This is a genomic window from Pseudomonas sp. PDM21 (assembly GCF_014852505.2).
Taxonomy (GTDB): domain Bacteria; phylum Pseudomonadota; class Gammaproteobacteria; order Pseudomonadales; family Pseudomonadaceae; genus Pseudomonas.
Genome location: NZ_CM181223.1, coordinates 3,794,457 through 3,813,066 on the forward strand (window position 1 = coordinate 3,794,457; position 18,610 = coordinate 3,813,066).

Consider the following 18,610-nt stretch of genomic DNA (forward strand, 5'->3'; position numbering starts at 1 on the left):
GAAACCACAACTACAACAACCGAGGACCTCACCATGAGTGATGTCACCCCCCGCCACGCGACCCCGCGCGGCACCCGCACCGTAGCCCTACCCGGCCGGGTGCGCCCGCCAGGCATGGCCTCTTCCGTCTGCTGATCCACACCCACGATCACAACTGGAGACCGACCATGACCGACTACGCTCCGCTCCGCCTGCACGTCCCCGAGCCCACCGGACGCCCGGGCTGCAAGACCGACTTCTCCTACCTGCACCTGTCGCCCGCCGGCGAGGTGCGCAAGCCCGACATCGACGTGGAACCCGCGCAGACCACCGACCTGGCCTTCAGCCTGGTGCGCGTGCTCGACGAGAGCGGCAACGCCGTCGGCCCCTGGGCTCCGGACCTGAGCCACGAGCAACTGCTGCGCGGCATGCGCCTGATGCTCAAGACGCGCATCTTCGACGCGCGCATGCTCACTGCCCAGCGCCAGAAGAAGATGTCCTTCTACATGCAGTGCCTGGGTGAAGAGGCCATCGCCACCGCGCACACCATGGCCCTGCGCGACGGTGACATGACCTTCCCGACCTACCGTCAGCAAGGCATCCTGATCACCCGCGACTACCCGCTCAAGGACATGATCTGCCAGCTGCTCTCCAACGAGCAGGACCCGCTCAAGGGCCGCCAGCTGCCGATCATGTACTCCAGCCGCGAGAAGGGCTTCTTCTCCATCTCCGGCAACCTCGCCACCCAGTTCATCCAGGCCGTCGGCTGGGGCATGGCCTCGGCGATCAAGGGCGACACCAAGATCTCGTCCGCCTGGATCGGTGACGGCGCCACCGCCGAATCCGACTTCCACACCGCCCTCACCTTCGCCCACGTCTACCGCGCGCCGGTGATCCTCAACGTGGTCAACAACCAGTGGGCGATCTCCACCTTCCAGGCCATCGCCGGCGGTGAAGGCACCACCTTCGCCAACCGTGGCGTGGGCTGCGGCATCGCCTCGCTGCGGGTGGACGGCAACGACTTTCTCGCCGTCTATGCCGCCTCGCAATGGGCCGCCGAGCGCGCCCGCCGTGGCCATGGCCCGAGCCTGATCGAGTGGGTCACTTATCGTGCAGGCCCGCACTCCACGTCGGACGATCCATCCAAGTACCGCCCCGCCGACGACTGGACCAACTTCCCGCTGGGCGATCCCATCGCCCGCCTCAAGCAGCACCTGATCGGCCTCGGCATCTGGTCCGAGGAGCAGCAGGAAGCGCTGAAGAAGGAACTGGAAGCCGAAGTGATCGCCGCGCAGAAGGAAGCCGAACGCCACGGCTCACTGGTGGACGGCCATGTGTTCAGCGCCGCCAATCTGTTCGACGACGTCTACAAGGACCTGCCGGAACACCTGCGCCGGCAGCGCCAGGAGCTCGGGGTATGAATGCCATGAACCAGCAACACGAGAACGCCCAGGCGGTCACCAGCATGACCATGATCCAGGCGCTGCGCTCGGCCATGGACGTGATGCTCGAGCGCGACGACAACGTCGTGGTGTTCGGCCAGGACGTCGGCTACTTCGGCGGCGTGTTCCGCTGCACCGAAGGCCTGCAGAAGAAGTACGGCACCTCGCGGGTGTTCGACGCGCCGATCTCCGAGAGCGGCATCATCGGCGCCGCCGTCGGCATGGGCGCCTACGGCCTGCGCCCGGTGGTGGAAATCCAGTTCGCCGACTATGTCTACCCGGCCACCGACCAGCTGGTCTCGGAAGCCGCGCGCATCCGCTACCGCTCGGTCAACGACTTCACCGTACCCATGGTCGTGCGCATGCCCTGCGGCGGCGGCATCTACGGCGGGCAGACCCACAGCCAGAGCCCGGAGGCAATGTTCACCCAGGTCTGCGGCCTGCGCACCGTCATGCCGTCCAACCCGTACGACGCCAAGGGCCTGCTGATCGCCTGCATCGAGAACGACGACCCGGTGATCTTCCTCGAACCCAAGCGCCTGTATAACGGCCCGTTCGACGGCCACCACGACCGCCCGGTGACGCCCTGGTCCAAGCACCCGGCCAGCCAGGTGCCGGAGGGTTACTACAGCGTGCCGCTGGACAAGGCGGCCATCGCCCGCCCCGGCTCCGAACTGACCGTGCTGACCTATGGCACCACCGTCTACGTGGCCCAGACCGCCGCCGAGGAAACCGGCATCGATGCCGAGATCATCGACCTGCGCAGCCTCTGGCCGCTGGACCTGGACACCATCGTCGAGTCGGTGAAGAAGACCGGCCGCTGCGTCATCGTCCACGAGGCCACCCGCACCTGCGGTTACGGCGCCGAGTTGATGTCGCTGGTCCAGGAAAACTGCTTCCACCACCTCGAAGCCCCCATTGCGCGCGTGACCGGCTGGGACACTCCCTACCCGCACGCCCAGGAATGGGACTACTTCCCGGGGCCCGCGCGCGTCGGCGCGGCCTTCAAGCGCGCCATGGAGGTCTGAATGGGCACTCACGTCATCAAGATGCCGGACATCGGCGAAGGCATCGCCGAGGTCGAGCTGGTGGAGTGGCATGTCCAGGTCGGCGACGAGGTCCATGAGGACCAGCTGCTGGCGGAAGTCATGACCGACAAGGCCACCGTGGAAATCCCCTCGCCGGTGGCCGGAAAGATCATCGCCCTGGGCGGCGTGCCCGGCCAGGTGATGGCCGTGGGCGGCGAGCTGATCCGCCTGGAAGTGGAAGGCCACGGCAACCACCGTGAAGCCGCGCAACCCAAGGCCCACGAAGAAGAGCCGGCCAAGCCGGAAGCCAAGCCGGCCCCCGTCGCCGAAGCCCCCAAGCCTGCACTGCGCGTCGAAAGCAAACCGGTCGCCCCGGCCGCGCGCCCTGCTCCGTCGCCGGCGCCGCGCCGCGCGCCGGGGGAGAAGCCGCTGGCCTCACCGGCGGTGCGCCAGCGTGCCCGTGATCTGGGCGTGGAGCTGCAGTTCGTCCAAGGCAGCGGCCCGGCCGGGCGCATCCTGCGTGAAGATCTGGAGCACTTCCTGGAACACGGCGGCGCGACCATTGCCTCCGGTTATGCCGCGCGCCACGACGAACACCAGATCCCGGTGATCGGCCTGCGCCGCAAGATCGCGCAGAAGATGGCCGAGGCCAAGCGGCGCATCCCGCACTTCAGCTATGTCGAGGAAATCGACGTCACTGACCTCGAAGCGCTGCGCGTGCACCTCAATGCCAAGCACGCGGCGGCACGCGGCAAACTGACCCTGCTGCCGTTCATTGCCCGCGCCATGGTCGTCGCCCTGCGCGACTTCCCGCAGCTCAACGCGCGCTATGACGACGAAGCCGACGTGATCACCCGCTACGGCGCGGTGCATCTGGGCGTCGCGACCCAGAGCGACAACGGGCTGATGGTGCCGGTGCTGCGCAACTCCGAATCCCGCGATCTGTGGGGCAATGCGGCGGAAGTGGCGCGCCTCGCCGAAGCCGCGCGCCATGGCAAGGCCAGCCGCGAGGAGCTCTCCGGCTCGACCATCACCCTGAGCAGCCTCGGCGCCCTGGGCGGCATCGTCAGCACGCCGGTGATCAACTACCCGGAAGTGGCCATCGTCGGAGTCAACCGCATGGTCGAGCGGCCCATGGTGGTCAGCGGCCAGGTAGTCGTGCGCAAGATGATGAACCTGTCCTCGTCCTTCGATCACCGGGTGGTCGACGGCATGGACGCGGCAGCCTTCATCCAGGCCGTGCGCGCCCTGCTCGAACACCCCGCCACCCTGTTCATCGATTGACGGAAGCCGCTGACATGAAACAGAACCAGACTCTCGAAACCACCCTGCTGGTGATCGGTGGCGGCCCCGGCGGCTACGTCGCGGCGATCCGTGCCGGCCAGCTGGGCATCCGCACCGTACTGGTGGAAGGCGCGGCCCTGGGCGGCACCTGCCTGAACATCGGCTGCATCCCGTCCAAGGCGCTGATCCACGCTGCCGAGGAATACCTCAAGGCCCGCGAGTTCGCCGGCAAGTCGCCGCTGGGCATCAGCGTGCAGGCGCCGAGCATCGACATCCAGCGCACCGTGGAATGGAAGGACGGCATCGTCGACCGCCTGACCACCGGTGTTGCAGCACTGCTGAAGAAGCATGGCGTCACCGTGGTCAACGGCTGGGCGAAGATCGTCGACGGCAAGACCGTCGAGGTCGACCTTGCCGAAGGCGGCACCCAGCACATCCATACCGAGCACCTGCTGCTGGCAGCCGGTTCGAAATCCGTGGAACTGCCCTTCCTGCCGGTGGGCGGCAATGTCATCTCCTCCACCGAGGCGCTGGCACCCAAGGCGCTGCCCAAGCGCCTGGCGGTGGTTGGCGGCGGCTATATCGGCCTGGAGCTGGGCATCGCTTATCGCAAGCTCGGCGTGGAAGTCACGGTGGTGGAAGCGCAGCCGCGGATCCTGCCGACCTATGACGAGGAACTGACCCGACCGGTGGCCAATTCCCTGCGCAAGCTGGGCATCGAGCTGTACTTGGGCCACAGCGTGATGGGCCTGGAGCCGGACGGCAAAGGCCTGCGCGTGCAGGACGGCGCCGGTTCCCAGCGGGTGATCGAGACCGACCAGGTGCTGGTCGCCGTCGGCCGCCACCCCAACACCGCCGGCTGGAACCTCGACACCCTGCGCCTGGACATGAACGGCCGCGCCGTGCAGATCGACGACCAGTGCCGCACCTCCATGCGCGATGTCTGGGCCATCGGCGACATCGCCGGCGAACCCATGCTGGCGCACCGCGCCATGGCCCAGGGCGAAATGGTCGCCGAGATCATCGCCGGCAAGCGCCGCGCCTTCACCCCCACGGCGATCCCGGCGGTGTGCTTCACCGATCCGGAAGTGGTGGTGGTCGGGCTGTCGCCGGAACAGGCTCAGGCCGCCGGCTATGAGATGTTGACCGCAAGCTTCCCGTTCGCCGCCAACGGCCGCGCCATGACCCTGGAATCCAGCGACGGCTTCGTCCGCGTGGTGGCCCGCAAGGACAACCACCTGATCCTCGGCTGGCAGGCCGTGGGCAAGGCGGTCTCGGAGCTGTCCACGGCCTTCGTGCAGTCGCTGGAAATGGCCGCCTGCCTGGAAGACATCGCCGGCACCATCCACGCCCACCCGACCCTCGGCGAAGCGGTGCAGGAAGCAGCGCTGCGCGCGCTGGGGCATGCCTTGCACGTCTGAAGTCTGATCTCTCCAACTGGCCTGGCCTCCAGGCTTCCCCCTCCTGACCCGCCCGCTGGCGGGTCTTTTTTGCCTACGGGTTCAGCGCTGGCCATGGCCGCGAACGGCGGACAACGTCCGCCGTCGGGGTTCTCTGCCGGACCTGACCAATCGTGGACAGAGTCCGCTCCTACGCACCGTGGCCGATCACCGCACGGATTGTGGCATTACCGCCACCCGGCCGATCTGCACCTACGCACCAGTTCACAGCCGTTTGCGTCTATTTTACCGTCTAAGCCTGCGATTTCACGGCAATAACGAACAGAACCTCGCGACATTGACCAAATTAACCATTTGGTACATTTTGCTCCTACAGGCCTTTCCCCTCACGGCCATACAAAAACAACGGAGCCACCTTTCATGCCACACACCCTGCTCGTACTCAACGGGCCGAACCTGAACCTGCTCGGCACCCGCGAGCCCGCGACCTACGGCCACGAAACTCTCGACGACATCGCTGCCCTCTGCCAGCGCACCGGCGCCGAGCACGGCCTGGAAATCGAATTCCGCCAGACCAACCAGGAAGGCCAGCTGATCGACTGGATCCACCAGGCGCGCGGCCGCTGCGCCGGAATCCTGATCAACCCCGCCGCCTGGACACACACCTCGGTAGCCATCCGCGATGCGCTCGCCGCCGTGGAACTGCCGGTGATCGAAGTGCACCTGTCCAACGTGCACAAGCGCGAGGAGTTCCGCCATCACTCGTTCGTCTCCGCCATCGCCCTGGGCGTTATCGCCGGGCTGGGCAGCGACGGCTATCGCGCCGGTATCCAGCACTTCGCCAAGCGGCTCAAGGGGTGAGCGCCATGACCGAATACCGCACCGTGCTGGCCGGCCTGATCGGCGCCGGCATCCAGGCCTCGCGCACTCCGGCCCTGCACGAGCGCGAGGGCGACGCCCAGGGACTGCGCTACCTCTACCGGCTGATCGACCTGGACTCCCTCGGCGTCGATGCCGGCGCCCTGCCCGACCTGCTCGCCGCCGCCGAGCGCATGAGCTACACCGGGCTGAACATCACCTTCCCCTGCAAGCAGGCAGTGATTCCGCTGCTGCACGAGCTATCCGACGAAGCCCGCGGCATCGGCGCGGTGAATACCGTGGTGCTCCGCGATGGCAGGCGCATCGGTCACAACACCGATTGCCTGGGCTTTGCCGAAGGCTTCCGGCGCAACCTCAGCGACGCACCGCGCGAACGCGTGGTGCAGCTGGGTGCCGGCGGCGCAGGCGCTGCAGTGGCCCATGCACTGCTCAGCGAAAGCGTGCAGCAACTGACGATCTTCGAGGTGGATTCGGCCCGCGCTCAGACACTGGTGGACAATCTCAACGCCCATTTCGGCGGCCAGCGCGCGCGGGTCGGACTCGACCTGGCTGGAGCAGTCACCGAGGCGGACGGGCTGGTCAACACCACCCCGGTGGGCATGGCCAAGCTGCCCGGCGCGCCGCTTCCGCTGGAGCTACTGCACTCGGGCCTGTGGGTGGCGGAGATCATCTACTTCCCGCTGGAGACCGAGCTGCTCCGGCATGCCCGCAGCCTTGGCTGCCGCACGCTGGATGGCGGCAACATGGCGGTGTTCCAGGCGGTGAAGGCTTTCGAGCTGTTCAGCGGCCTGGAAGCGGACAGCGAGCGGATGCTGGCGCATTTCAGCGCGATGTAATCGGACCATGGAGCGCTACCCGCGATGGGTATCGCTCCACACCATTCCAAGTCAGCTGGAACCGACCTGTAGGCGCGGCAAGGCCAGCGCCTGATGCAATCGTGGCAGCGCTGCTCAGGGCTGCACGTAGCGCAACACCGCCTCGATGATCATGTCCTTGTGCCGCGCCTTGATAGCCGGGTCTTCCAGCTCGACCTGGAACAGCGACCCCACCGTGTGGCGGTTGGACACCCGATAGAAGCAGAACCCACTGATCAGCATGTGCACGTCGATGGCCTGCAGGCCGGCGCGGAACGCACCACTGGCAGCGCCGCGCTGGAGGATGTCCTCGATGGTGCGCAGGATGTTGCTGTTCATCGAGCGGATCGCCTCGGAGCCAGAGGCGAACTGGCCATAGTGGATGTTCTCGATGCTGACGATGCGCACGAAATCCACGTTGCGGTCATGGTGGTCGAAGGTGAAGTCCACCAGCCGGCGCATGGCTTCCAGTGGCTCCAGCTCGGCCAGGTGCAGTGTCTGCTCGGTGCCGCGGATGTCACCGTAGAGCTTCTCCAGCACCGCCTGGTAGAGCTGCTCCTTGCTGCCGAAGTAGTAGTAGATCATCCGCTTCGAGGTGTTCATGCGTTCGGCGATGGCATCCACCCGCGCGCCGGAGAGCCCCTGCTGGACGAACTCGACGATGGCCGCCTGGAGGATGTCCTCGCGGGTCTTCTCCGGGTTGTTCTTGCGGCCCCGGCGGGCGGTTTCGGCGGGAATCGGCTGGGTGGCGCTGTCGGTCATGGCTCTGCATCGTCAGGCAGGCGCCAGGGGCGCCTGCTGTGGTGAAGGGGTGCGCGGATTATGCGCGCCCCCGCACCCTTCAGGCAAAGCGTGGCGGCTCACACCTTGGGGCGGCGCGTGGTGCCGTTGCGCGCCTGGGCCATGGCCGCCAGGCGCACGGCGACGTTGGCCGCGCCGTAGCCGGCATAGCCGCCGCGACGCTGGATGATCTCGAAGAAGAAGCGCTCCTCGAAGGGCTCGGTGTACACGTGGAACAGCTCGCCGCCGCTGGCGTCGCGGTCGTAGAGGACGTTGAAGTAGGCCAGCTCGCTGAGGAACTCGTCGTCGAAGTCGAAGCGCGCAGCAAGATCGTCGTAGTAGTTGAGCGGGATTTCCAGCAGCGGTACCCCGGCGTCCTTCGCCCGCGCCACCTCGGCGAAGATGTCTTCGCAGGCGAAGGCGATGTGATGGACCCCGGAGCCGCGATAACTGGACAGCGCATGGGAGATCGCCGTGTTGCGGTTCTCCGAGATGTTCAGCGGCAACCGCACACTGCCGTTGGCGCTGCGCAGGGCGCGGCTTTTCACCAGGCCGTAGGGATCAGGCAGCACCACTTCGTCGTCGGCCTCGAAGTCGAACAGGCCCTTGTAGAAAAGCACCCAGCTGTCCAGCCCGTCCGCCGGCAACGCCATGGCCATATGATCGATGCGCTGCAACTGGCCGCTGGGTTGGGCGCCAGGATCGAGGTGGAAGTCGATGTCATAGATGGTGTGTCCGGCGGCGCGTTCTTCGACCAGATAGATCAGGCTGCCGTCCGGTGCGCGCACGGCGGGAATCTCCCGCTCGTTGGGGCCGACCAGCCCGCGATACGGCTGGCCCTTGTAGTCCTGCGCACGCTCCAGTGCACTGGCGGCGTCACGCACGCGCAAGGCGGTGGCACACAGTGACGGGCCGTGGGCCTCGAAGAAGCTGTGGCCGAAGGAATAGGGCTCGGCATTGAGCACGATATTGATATCGCCCTGGCGCAGCAGGCTCACCGCCTTGGAGCGGTGTTCACCGGCACGGGCGAAGCCCAGGCGCTCGAGCCAGTTACCCAGGCGCGCGCCGAGGGCCTCGTCGACGGCGAATTCGAGAAACTCCACACCCTCCAGCTGGCTGGCCGGCGGCGGCGCGAACAGGCAGTCGAGCTGCTCCTGCGGCGTGCCTTCGCCGATCAGGCGTTCGCGGGTCTTCTCTTCCAGGTACAGCAGCGAGCGCAGTCCGTCCGCGGCATTGGCGCGCGGCGGCGCGGCGCGGAAGCCGTCGTTGAAGATTTCCAGTGACAGCGGGCCTCGATAGCCGCTCTTCAGTATCGGCGCGAGGAAACCCGCCAGATCGAACTCGCCCTGGCCGGGGAAGTTGCGGAAATGCCGGCTCCACTCCAGCACGTCCATGGCCAGGACCGGCGCGTCGGCCATCTGCACGAAGAAGATCTTCTCCCCCGGAATCTGCGCGATGCCCGCCGGGTCGCCCTTCAGCGAGAGGGTGTGGAAGCTGTCGAGAATCACGCCCAGCGCCGGGTGATTGACCTCGCGCACCAGGTCCCAGACCTGCTGCCAGGTGTTCACATGGCGGCCCCAGGCCAGGGCTTCGTAGCCCACGCGCAGGCCACGGGCGCCGGCGCGCTCGGCGGCCAGGCCGAGGTCTTCGAGGAGGAATTCGCGCTCGCCCAGAGAGTCGGCGGCAACGTTGCTGCACATCAGCACCAGGTCGGTACCCAGCTCCTGCATCAGGTCGAACTTGCGCTCCAGGCGGTCAAGGTTGCGCGGCAGGCGGTCGCGGCGGCAGCCCTCGAAGTCGCGGAACGGCTGGAACAGGGTGATCGCCAGCCCCAGGTCGGCGCAGACCCGGCGCACGTCGCGCGGGCTACCGCCGTAATACAGGAGATCATTCTCGAAGATCTCCACGCCATCAAAACCGGCGGCGGCGATGGCTTCGAGTTTGTCCGGCAGGGTTCCGCTCAAGGAAACGGTGGCGATCGAACGTTGCATTTCTTTGACTCCTGCCGGGTGTGCTGAGGGGCTTGTTGGAATCGGTCTCCGGCTGAGTCTGATTATTCTGGCGGTCCGGGTTGCCGGCAATTTAAAGTGTACTAACTGGTTAGTTTTGTGTTCGATTACCGAACCAAAGGCCGTTTATCGAATTGACGCTGTTCCAGCCGCTGCTCAAGATTTAGCCACGTCGACGCAATCCGGCTGTTCTCCAGCCACCTGCCTTTGCCTGGAGAAGTCCCCCAAAAGCCGCTGCGAGATGGCCTGCGTGTCATCCATAACAATTTCAAGAACGGGTAAATGCTCATGTACCTCCCCAACCCTCGCCTCGCCGCCTCCATCCCCCACCGGAAAACCGTCCTGGCCCGCCTGATGCCAGGCCTGTGCTGCTTGCTCGGGCGCAGTCGCGCGCACTGATTTTCGCCAGCCACCGCACGTCCTTGTGTCAGTCCACGCCGATCGGCGGCGGACCACGCGCAATGCCTGCGGCACGACAATAATTCCTGAGGCTGCGCGTCAGCCCGATAACGGATGGCCCCGATCATGATCCATACGCAATCCGCTCCCCTCGCTGCGGTCGCCCCGCACGGTTCCTCCTTCTTCGGCAAGGTGCGTGGCGCCATGGCCGTCGGCAAGGTGCGCTGGGGCATGCTCGCCCTGGTGTTCTTCGCCACCACCCTGAACTACATCGACCGCGCCGCGCTGGGCGTGATGCAGCCGGTACTCGCCGAGAAAATGGCCTGGACGGCCATGGATTACGCCAACATCAACTTCTGGTTCCAGGTCGGCTATGCCATCGGCTTCGTGCTGCAGGGCCGGCTGATCGACCGCATCGGCGTGAAGCGCGCGTTCTTCTTCGCCGTGCTGCTGTGGAGCTTCGCCACCGGCGCCCACGGCCTGGCCAGTTCGGCGGCCGGCTTCATGGTCTGCCGCTTCATCCTCGGCCTGACCGAGGCGGCCAATTACCCGGCCTGCGTGAAGACCACGCGCCTGTGGTTCCCCGCCGGCGAGCGGGCCATGGCCACCGGCATCTTCAACGCCGGCACCAACGTCGGCGCCATGGTCACCCCCGCCCTGCTGCCACTGATCCTCGCGGCCTGGGGCTGGCAGGCGGCGTTCCTGTGCATGAGCGCACTGGGCTTCGTCTGGGTGGTGCTGTGGAGCCTGAAGTACTTCAACCCCGAAGAACACCCGACGGTGAAGCAGAGCGAGCTGGACTACATCCAGGAAGCCGACGAGCCGCCAGCCGAGCGCGTGCCCTTCTCCGCCATCCTGCGCATGCGTGGCACCTGGGCCTTTGCCCTGGCCTACTCGCTGACCGCGCCGGTGTTCTGGTTCTACCTCTACTGGCTGCCGCCGTTCCTCAACCAGCAGTACGGCCTGGGCATCAGCGTCACCCAGATGGGCATCCCGCTGATGCTGATCTGGCTGACCGCGGACTTCGGCAGCATCGGCGGCGGCATCCTCTCGTCCTGGCTGATCGGCCGCGGTATGAACTCCATCCATGCACGTCTGCTGTCGATGTTCATCTGCGCCTGCGCCATCATCGGCGTGATCTTCGCTGCCAAGGCCAGCGGCCTGTGGGTCGCGGTGGCCGCCATCGCCCTGGGCGTGGGGGCGCACCAGGCCTGGACGGCGAACATCTGGAGCCTGGTGATGGACTACACGCCCAAGCACCTGATGAGCACGGTATTCGGCTTTGGCGGCATGTTCGCGGCGATTGGCGGCATGTTCATGACCCAGATCGTCGGCTACATCCTCACCGCGACCCACAACAACTACGCGATCCTCTTCACCATCATCCCGACCATGTACTTCCTGGCCCTGGCCTGGATGTTCTTCATGGCCCCGCGCAAGGTGCCCGGCGCTGCGACCTGACTCTCAAACTGCGTAGGGCGCATAACCTGGAACAGGATATCCGCCAGGTCTTGTGCGGCGGATAACGCTGGCGCGTTATGCGCCCTACGGGTCGAGGCAGTGACGAAGAACCCCGCCAATCGGCGGGGTTCTGCGTTTTGCGCTCACTGCTTCAGCGGTGTCAGCACCGGGGCCTTCTCGTCCAGCAGCATCCACACCAGCAGCTTGGCCGGCTTCTCGTTGCTGGCGTTGCGCGAGACCAGATGCGGCGTGTTCGGCGCCTCGTACCAGGACTGGCCAGCCTGGTAGGTCACCGGTTTCTGCCCCTCCAGCTGGGAGATCACCGCGCCTTCGAGCACGTAGGCGAACACCGAGCCGCTGTGCACGTGGGCCCCGGAAGACTGCCCGGGGGCATAGGAGACCGTGATCATCAGCCCCTTCTTGCCTGCTGCGTCGGGAAGCTTGTGCTCCTGCTGGACCTCGATCTGTTCCTGGGTGGCGTCGTGGGCGAAGAGCGGCAGGCTCAGGGCCAGGCCGAAGCCGGCGAGGAGGCATTTCAGGGAAGTAGTGGCAGGCATGGCGGCGTTCTCGGCAGTGGGAAGGTGAGTCCACGCTACGCCCGGCGGCCAGTAGGGCCAACAGCCAATTCGGCGGAAGATCGGGGTGCCATTGAGGTCGCCGGCGGGTTTGTGCCACACCGGCTTCGCGGGCGTGGCCCGCTTCTACAACAGCACGCGGCCCCCTGTAGGAGCGGGCCATGCCCGCGATATGGCCGCGCAGCGGCCACAAAAAAAGCCCCGCACTACGGAGGGGCTTCGGCTGCGCGGCGGCAGAATCAGCCCAGCAACGCGCTCAGGTCCAGCAGCCCATCCTTGCGCGGCGGGCACCAGTAGTAACCGCCCGTCAGCGGCCGGCTGAAGCGGTACAGCGCGTCGGTGATGCCGTCTTCCAGCCCGCTCATGCGGCGCAGCTGCACTTCGAAGGCATCCAGGGTGCAGCCGAAGGCGAGGAACATCAGCCCGGCGTCCTGGCCGTGGGTCCAGGGCATGGAGCGGCGCACGATGAAGGCTTCCGGCTCGAAGCTCTCCTGGGCGGTGCGTTTGACGTGGGCGGATTCCGGCGCGTCGTCCAGCTCCTCGTTGTCGCTCAGGCGACGCCCCATGATGTCGTCGCGCTCGTGCTGCGGCAGCGCAGCGAAGTCCTGCAGTTGGTGGCGCCATTGCTGGATCGCGGCGAAGCTGCCACCAGACAGGCCGGCGTCGCCCTCAATGATGGCGGCGGCGCTGGCGTCGTCGTCCTGCGGGTTTTCAGTGCCATCTTCGTAGCCGGTCAGGTCGTGGCCGCTGCCATGGCGGAAAGCCTCGGTCAGGCTACCCAGCTCCAGCGCCGGAGCCAGCAGGGCCTGGGCTTCCTGGGTGCGCAGGAGCAGCTCGCCACGCTCCTCGCCACGCAGCCAGACCCACAGGGCATGCGGGGTGGACGGGTTGTCGACGCCCACGCCCGAGATCGCCGGGAACTCGCGAAGCCCGTCGATGCGGCGGCCCAGCGCACGCACCAGCGACTCGCCGAAACCGACCACCGCGCGTTCGCCATCGGCGAACTGCATCAGGCGATCCAGCGCGGCGGGCAGGTCCTGCAGCGACTTCAGATCGAAGAACAGATGGCGGGCGTGGGCGGGAACCGGGGTGGCGAGAATGCCGGGCTGGTAAAGGCTCATGACAGCGTCCTTGAACGAAAGAGCGGCGATTCTAATCGCGCTGCGCGCGAATCCAAACCGCTCTGTATCAAGGACTTGGCGATCAGTTCGCGGATGTGCCCTGCTTGCGCTTGTGCCGATGCCGCCCGTAGCGCCACAACGCCAGGCCGCCGAACACCAGCAGCACCGCGACGAACACCGGCAGACGGTACGGCCGCAGGTTGCCCAGCCACTGTTCCAGCAACTCGCCGGCCCAGTACCCGACGCTGGCGAACAGCAGCGCCCAGCAGAAGGCGCCGAGCAGGTTGATCAGCAGGAAACGCAGTGGCCCTACCCGGCTGGCGCCAATCAGCAACGGCCCGGCAAGGCGCATGCCGTAGAGAAAGCGCACCGCGAAGATCGACAGGTGCGGATAACGCTCGATCAACCCGGTGGCCCGTTCGATGGCCAGCCCATGCCGTTGCAGCCAGGGCACGGCACGGTCGCCCGCCCGGCGGCCGCCCCAGAACAGCAACTGATCGCCCAGGGTGCCAGCCAGCGTCGCCCAGACCACTACCGGAGTGAAGCCGAGCAGCCCCTGGTGCGCCGCGATGCCCGCCAACAGCAGCATGGATTCGCCCTCCAGCAGGCAACCGAGGAAAAGCACCGGATAGCCGTAGCTGGAAAGCAGTTGAGCGAGGTCGAGATGCTCGAACATGAAGGTCCTTCGAAAACGTGCTGTGCCAAGAGCCTAGCGGCCTGGCGAATGTTCTGCTTATCGAACATGGTCTGTAAAAAATAAACGACTAACTGGTCAGTCAGGATCGTTAGCAACCAATCAAATCAATCCTTTAACTGCGCCATTCGTCTTGAGATGTAATTTTTTTCGCTCATGAGCAATTCAAGTGTTTGACATATTTGACGGATTTGGCAGACTGCGGCCCGTTGTCGCAACTGGTTACGTTTTTCCGGCTCCCACTGCCTGGTGCACCGGATGACCTCGGCCGCGCAACCCAACAAAAACAACTTTGTCAGTCGTGGCCCACCTGCCCGAGCTTCGTCTCGGCAGTACGGTTCCCGGCGAGCCAACGGAACGAACAAATGCTGATCTGGTTTGTAGCGGTGTATCTGGTGATCACCGTAGCTGTCGGTTTCTACGCCACCACCCGCGTGCACAACTCCTCGGACTATGCCGCCGCTGGCCGGAGCATGTCCTTCCCCCTCGTCGTGACCATGGTGTTCGCCACCTGGTTCGGCTCCGAAGCCGTGCTGGGCATTCCCGCCACCTTCCTCGAAGAAGGCTTCGCCGGGATCATCGAAGACCCCTTCGGCTCCTTCGGCTGCCTGATGCTGGTCGGCGTCGTCTTCGCCCGCCCGCTGTACCGCCTGAACCTGCTCACCATCGGTGACTTCTTCCGCAAGCGCTTCGGCCAGCACGTGGAAATCTTCACCAGCCTGGTGATCATCATTTCCTACATGGGCTGGGTCGCCGCGCAGATCACCGCGCTGGGCGTGGTCTTCAGCGTGCTCTCCGACGGCGGCATCACCACCACCCAGGGCATGATCATCGGCACCATCATCGTCCTGCTGCACACCCTGTTCGGTGGCATGTGGTCGGTGGCGCTGACCGACTTCCTGCAGATGATCATCATCGTCTGCGGTCTGTTCTACCTGGTCTGGCTGATCGGCGACATGGCCGGCGGTCCGGTCAACGTGATCAGCCACGCCGCCAGCGAAGGCAAGTTCACCTTCCTGCACGGCACCTCGGCCAAGGACATCGTCGCCTTCCTCGGCGCCGCGGTGACCATGATGTTCGGCTCCATTCCGCAGCAGGACGTGTATGCCCGCGTGATGTCGGCCAAGACCGAGACGATCGCCAAGCGCGCCACCATGACCGGTGCCTGCTGCTACCTGGTCTTCTGCATGCTGCCGATTTTCCTGATCTACGCCGCGCAGATGATCGAGCCGGAGATGGTCAAGCACTGGCTGACCGAAGACTCCCAGCAGATCCTGCCGCGCCTGATCCTGGAGCGTACCCCGCTGTTCGCCCAGATCATGTTCTTCGGCGCCCTGCTCTCGGCCATCATGTCCTCCGCCTCGGGCGCCCTGCTGGCCCCGTCGGTGACCCTGACCGAGAACATCGTCAAGCACTTCCTGCCCAACATGAATGACCGCCAGGCCCTGCTGGCCATGCGTTGCAGCGTACTGGCGATGACCGTCGCCACCTGCCTGTTCGCCCTGCTGTCCAACGCCAGCATCTACGAGATGGTCGGCAACGCCTACAAGGTGACCCTGGTCGCCGCCGTGGTGCCGCTGTTCTTCGGCCTGTTCTGGAAGCGCGCCACCACCCAGGGCGCCCTGACCGCCATCGCCTGTGGCCTGATCGGCTGGGTATCGCTGGAACTGGGCCACCAGGAAGGCGACTTCTGGCCGCCGCAGCTGGTGGGCCTGATCTGCAGCGCCCTGGGCATGATCGCCGGCTCCCTGGCCCCGCAGTTCAGCCAGCACCGTGGCGAGAGCGTGTCGGAGATGGCCGCCGCTGCCGCTGCCAACTGATCACGCAATAGATAAAGAAGAAGCCCCGCCTTGTGCGGGGTTTTTTTGTGGGCATCCGCCTCGCACAGAACGTAGGCCCATAGCCCGGAACGGGTTATCCGCCGATTGCCTCAAGGCGGATAACGCTGACGCGTTATATGCCCTCCGGCCCTGCTGCAGATGCAGGGACATCGATGGGTATCGCTGCGCTCCACGCCATCCTGCGTTGGTGCTTCGCCGCAGTACCGGTGCAAGCGGGGAATCTGCTTGCGGGCAAAGCCCGCTGCAGGCTCTAACCGGTCACGGTAGTCATGCTCTTGCCGTCTACCCGCCGCAACGGCAGCGACTCCGGGTCGAAGCCGTCGATGCAGCAGGCATTCACACTGAGCAGCGCCGGATTACTGCGGCGCTGGTGGTAGACGTAGATGCCGCAAGTTCCGCAGAAGTAATGCAGCGCGACGCCGCTGTTCCAGCGGTACAGGTGCAAGGCCTGATCACCGCGGGTCAGGCGGAAGCTGTCCTTCGGCACGGTCGCCATCAGGGCGTTGCGCTTGCCGCACAGCGAACAGTCGCAGCGCACCAGCTCATCGAGCTCCGAGTCGAAGGCGAAAGCCACCGCGCCGCAGTGGCAGGTGCCGGTGTAATGCATGGCTGAATCCTCCTCGGGGATGCCCTTCATCGCTGCCCCTCATGAATACATCAGCGTAGACACCCGAGTATTCGTGACTCCGACTCAACTATCCTTTGCTGTTTACCACGTTTTTCTCAATGACTGACTTCCGGACAATGCCTCCCATCGCATCCCATTCGTCCGGAGCCCCACACCATGCCCCTCGCACTCCTGGCGCTGACGCTCAGCGCCTTCGCCATCGGCACGACGGAGTTCGTCATCGTCGGCCTGATCCCGACCATCGCCACCGACCTGGGCGTCACCCTGCCCTCCGCCGGCCTGCTGGTCAGCCTCTACGCCCTGAGCGTCGCCATTGGTGCACCGCTGCTCACCGCCATGACCGGGCGCATCCCGCGCAAGGCCTTGCTGGTCGGCCTGATGGCACTGTTCACCCTCGGCAACCTGGTGGCCTGGCAGGCACCCAGCTACGAATCGCTGATCATCGCGCGGATCCTTACCGGCCTGGCCCACGGTGTGTTCTTCTCGGTCGGATCGATCATCGCCACCAACCTGGTGAGCAAGGACAAGGCCGCCAGCGCCATCGCCACCATGTTCAGCGGCATGACCGTCGCCTTCGTCACCGGTATCCCGCTGGGCACCTTCATCGGCCAGCACCTGGGCTGGCGCGTGACCTTCCTGGTAGTCGCCGCCTTCGGCGTGGTCGCCCTGCTGGGCAGCCTGCTGTTCGTGCCGAAGAGCATCCAGCATACCCCGCCGGCACCACTGCTGCGCCAGGCCCGCGTGCTGCTGCAACCGCGTCTGCTGCTGGTCTATGCGATGACTGCAGTGGGCTACGGCGGCTCGCTGATCGCCTTCACCTTCCTCGCGCCGATCCTCCAGGACCTGGCCGGTTTCAGCCCGAACATGGTCGGCGCCGTGCTCCTGGCCTACGGTGTCTCGGTGGCCATCGGCAATATCTGGGGCGGCCGCCTGGCCGACAAGCGCGGCCCGGTCAGCGCCCTGAAGATCATCTTCGGCCTGCTCGCTTCGGTACTACTGGTGCTGACCTTCACCGCCGGCAACCCGTGGTTGGTGGTGCTGACCGTGCTGGCCTGGGGCGCAGTGGCCTTCGGCAACGTGCCCGGCCTGCAGGTGTATGTCGTGCAACAGGCCGAGCGCGTGGCGCCGGATGCCGTGGACGTGGCCGCCGGCTTCAACATCGCCGCGTTCAACCTCGGCGTGGCTGGCGGTTCCTGGGCGGGCAGTCTGGTCGTCAGCCACCTGGGGCTGGGCCACACGCCCTGGATCGCCGCCGTCGTCACCCTCGCCGCCTTCGGCCTGACCGCCCTGAGTGGCCGTCTGGACCGCAGAAATTCCATGGAACCGGCCGCCGCTGGCGCGGTTCCCACTCACTGATCGACCAAGGAGACTTCCCATGAGCGTTCCCGCATTCGGCCTCGGCACCTTCCGCCTCAAGGGCCAGACCGTCATCGACTCCATCCGCACCGCGCTGGACCTGGGCTACCGCGCCATCGACACCGCGCAGATCTACGGCAACGAAGCCGACGTCGGCGAGGCCATTGCCGGCGCCAGGGTCAAGCGTGACGAGCTGTACTTGACCACCAAGATCTGGACCGAGAACTATGCTGCCGACAAGCTGATCCCCAGCCTCAAGGACAGCCTGCACAAGCTGCGCACCGACCGCGTCGAACTGACCCTGATCCACTGGCCCTCGCCCAAGGGCGAAGTCCCGGTCGGCGAATTCATGGGCGCCCTGGCCGAAGCCAAGGCCCAGGGCCTGACCGGCGAGATCGGCGTCTCCAACTTCACCATCGCGCTGATGCAGGAAGCCGTCGCCGCCGTGGGCGCCGGCCAGATCGCCACCAACCAGGTGGAACTGCACCCGTACCTGCAGAACCGCAAGGTCGTCGATTTCGCCAAAAGCCAGGGCATCCACATCACCTCCTACATGACCCTGGGCTACGGCAAGGTGCTCAGCGACGAGGTAATCATCGAGATCGCCCAGCGCCACGGCGTCACCCCGGCACAGGTCACCCTGGCCTGGGCCATGCAGCTGGGCTACTCGGTAATCCCCTCGTCCACCAAACGCGAGAACCTCGAAGGCAACCTGCGCGCCGTCGACCTGCGCCTGACCGACGCCGACATGGCCGCTATCGCCGCGCTGGAGCGCAACGAGCGCATCACCAGCCCGGAAAGCCTGGCACCGGCCTGGGATTGATTCATCGCTGCCTGACAGCTGCCCTTCGGGGCGGCTGTCCCGTTTCCAAGGAGTACT

General features: G+C 65.8%; 16 protein-coding genes. 10 read left to right on the forward strand and 6 right to left on the reverse strand.

Annotated features, from left to right (window positions below; genetic code table 11):
* The first annotated feature begins 167 nt into the window (after positions 1-167).
* The 6 genes from IB275_RS17400 (at position 168) to IB275_RS17425 (ending at position 6,848) form a co-directional block, all read left to right on the forward strand.
* Positions 168-1,400 carry a 3-methyl-2-oxobutanoate dehydrogenase (2-methylpropanoyl-transferring) subunit alpha gene (locus IB275_RS17400; protein ID WP_081519780.1) on the forward strand — a complete coding sequence of 411 codons (1,233 nt, stop codon included), beginning with the start codon at positions 168-170 and terminating at the stop codon, positions 1,398-1,400.
* The gene (locus IB275_RS17405) at positions 1,397-2,449 is read left to right on the forward strand and encodes an alpha-ketoacid dehydrogenase subunit beta (protein WP_081519779.1); all 1,053 of its coding nucleotides are present in this window, start codon (positions 1,397-1,399) and stop codon (positions 2,447-2,449) included. Before IB275_RS17400 ends, IB275_RS17405 begins: the two co-directional genes overlap by 4 nt.
* A complete protein-coding gene (locus IB275_RS17410; protein WP_192295759.1) occupies positions 2,450-3,733 on the forward strand; it encodes a dihydrolipoamide acetyltransferase family protein in 1,284 nt (427 codons plus the stop codon).
* Positions 3,734-3,747: 14 nt separating this feature from the next.
* Positions 3,748-5,154 (forward strand): dihydrolipoyl dehydrogenase, encoded by a 1,407-nt coding sequence (gene lpdA, locus IB275_RS17415; RefSeq protein ID WP_192295760.1) that lies wholly within the window; start codon positions 3,748-3,750, stop codon positions 5,152-5,154.
* A gap of 399 nt (positions 5,155-5,553) precedes the next feature.
* Positions 5,554-5,994 (forward strand): type II 3-dehydroquinate dehydratase, encoded by a 441-nt coding sequence (aroQ, locus tag IB275_RS17420; protein ID WP_192295761.1) that lies wholly within the window; start codon positions 5,554-5,556, stop codon positions 5,992-5,994.
* Positions 5,995-5,999: 5 nt separating this feature from the next.
* Positions 6,000-6,848, forward strand: a complete 849-nt coding sequence (locus tag IB275_RS17425; RefSeq protein ID WP_192295762.1) for a shikimate dehydrogenase — start codon at positions 6,000-6,002, stop codon at positions 6,846-6,848.
* 114 nt (positions 6,849-6,962) lie between these two features.
* Here the strand turns inward: IB275_RS17425 and IB275_RS17430 are convergent, their stop codons facing one another.
* The gene (locus IB275_RS17430) at positions 6,963-7,628 is read right to left on the reverse strand and encodes a TetR/AcrR family transcriptional regulator (protein WP_192295763.1); all 666 of its coding nucleotides are present in this window, start codon (positions 7,626-7,628) and stop codon (positions 6,963-6,965) included.
* Between the two features lie 98 nt (positions 7,629-7,726).
* A complete protein-coding gene (gene quiC / locus IB275_RS17435) occupies positions 7,727-9,637 on the reverse strand; it encodes a 3-dehydroshikimate dehydratase QuiC (RefSeq protein WP_192295764.1) in 1,911 nt (636 codons plus the stop codon).
* A gap of 543 nt (positions 9,638-10,180) precedes the next feature.
* Here quiC and IB275_RS17440 point away from each other — a divergent pair.
* Positions 10,181-11,515: an MFS transporter gene (locus IB275_RS17440; protein ID WP_151186998.1), complete on the forward strand. Its 1,335-nt coding sequence runs from the start codon at positions 10,181-10,183 to the stop codon at positions 11,513-11,515.
* A 143-nt stretch (positions 11,516-11,658) separates the two neighbouring features.
* Here IB275_RS17440 and IB275_RS17445 read toward each other — a convergent pair whose 3' ends face one another.
* The 3 genes from IB275_RS17445 to IB275_RS17455 all read right to left on the reverse strand — a co-directional run bounded on the left by IB275_RS17445 (position 11,659) and on the right by IB275_RS17455 (position 13,887).
* Positions 11,659-12,072, reverse strand: a complete 414-nt coding sequence (locus IB275_RS17445) for a cupin domain-containing protein (protein ID WP_192295765.1) — start codon at positions 12,070-12,072, stop codon at positions 11,659-11,661.
* Between the two features lie 257 nt (positions 12,073-12,329).
* Entirely contained in the window at positions 12,330-13,211 is an 882-nt protein-coding gene (locus IB275_RS17450) for a Dyp-type peroxidase (protein ID WP_192295766.1), read from the reverse strand.
* Between the two features lie 82 nt (positions 13,212-13,293).
* A complete protein-coding gene (locus IB275_RS17455) occupies positions 13,294-13,887 on the reverse strand; it encodes a DedA family protein (protein WP_192295767.1) in 594 nt (197 codons plus the stop codon).
* A gap of 383 nt (positions 13,888-14,270) precedes the next feature.
* On the opposite strand from IB275_RS17455, the gene IB275_RS17460 reads away from it, so the two are divergent.
* Positions 14,271-15,725 carry a high affinity choline transporter 1 gene (locus tag IB275_RS17460; RefSeq protein WP_192295768.1) on the forward strand — a complete coding sequence of 485 codons (1,455 nt, stop codon included), beginning with the start codon at positions 14,271-14,273 and terminating at the stop codon, positions 15,723-15,725.
* A gap of 271 nt (positions 15,726-15,996) precedes the next feature.
* Here IB275_RS17460 and IB275_RS17465 read toward each other — a convergent pair whose 3' ends face one another.
* A complete protein-coding gene (locus IB275_RS17465; protein WP_225601671.1) occupies positions 15,997-16,353 on the reverse strand; it encodes a GFA family protein in 357 nt (118 codons plus the stop codon).
* A gap of 177 nt (positions 16,354-16,530) precedes the next feature.
* Between IB275_RS17465 and IB275_RS17470 the strand changes: the two genes are divergently transcribed.
* Entirely contained in the window at positions 16,531-17,730 is a 1,200-nt protein-coding gene (locus IB275_RS17470) for an MFS transporter (RefSeq protein WP_192295770.1), read from the forward strand.
* Positions 17,731-17,749: 19 nt separating this feature from the next.
* Positions 17,750-18,553, forward strand: coding sequence for a 2,5-didehydrogluconate reductase DkgB (gene dkgB, locus IB275_RS17475; protein WP_192295771.1), 804 nt, complete (start codon positions 17,750-17,752; stop codon positions 18,551-18,553).
* The last annotated feature ends 57 nt before the right edge of the window (positions 18,554-18,610 follow it).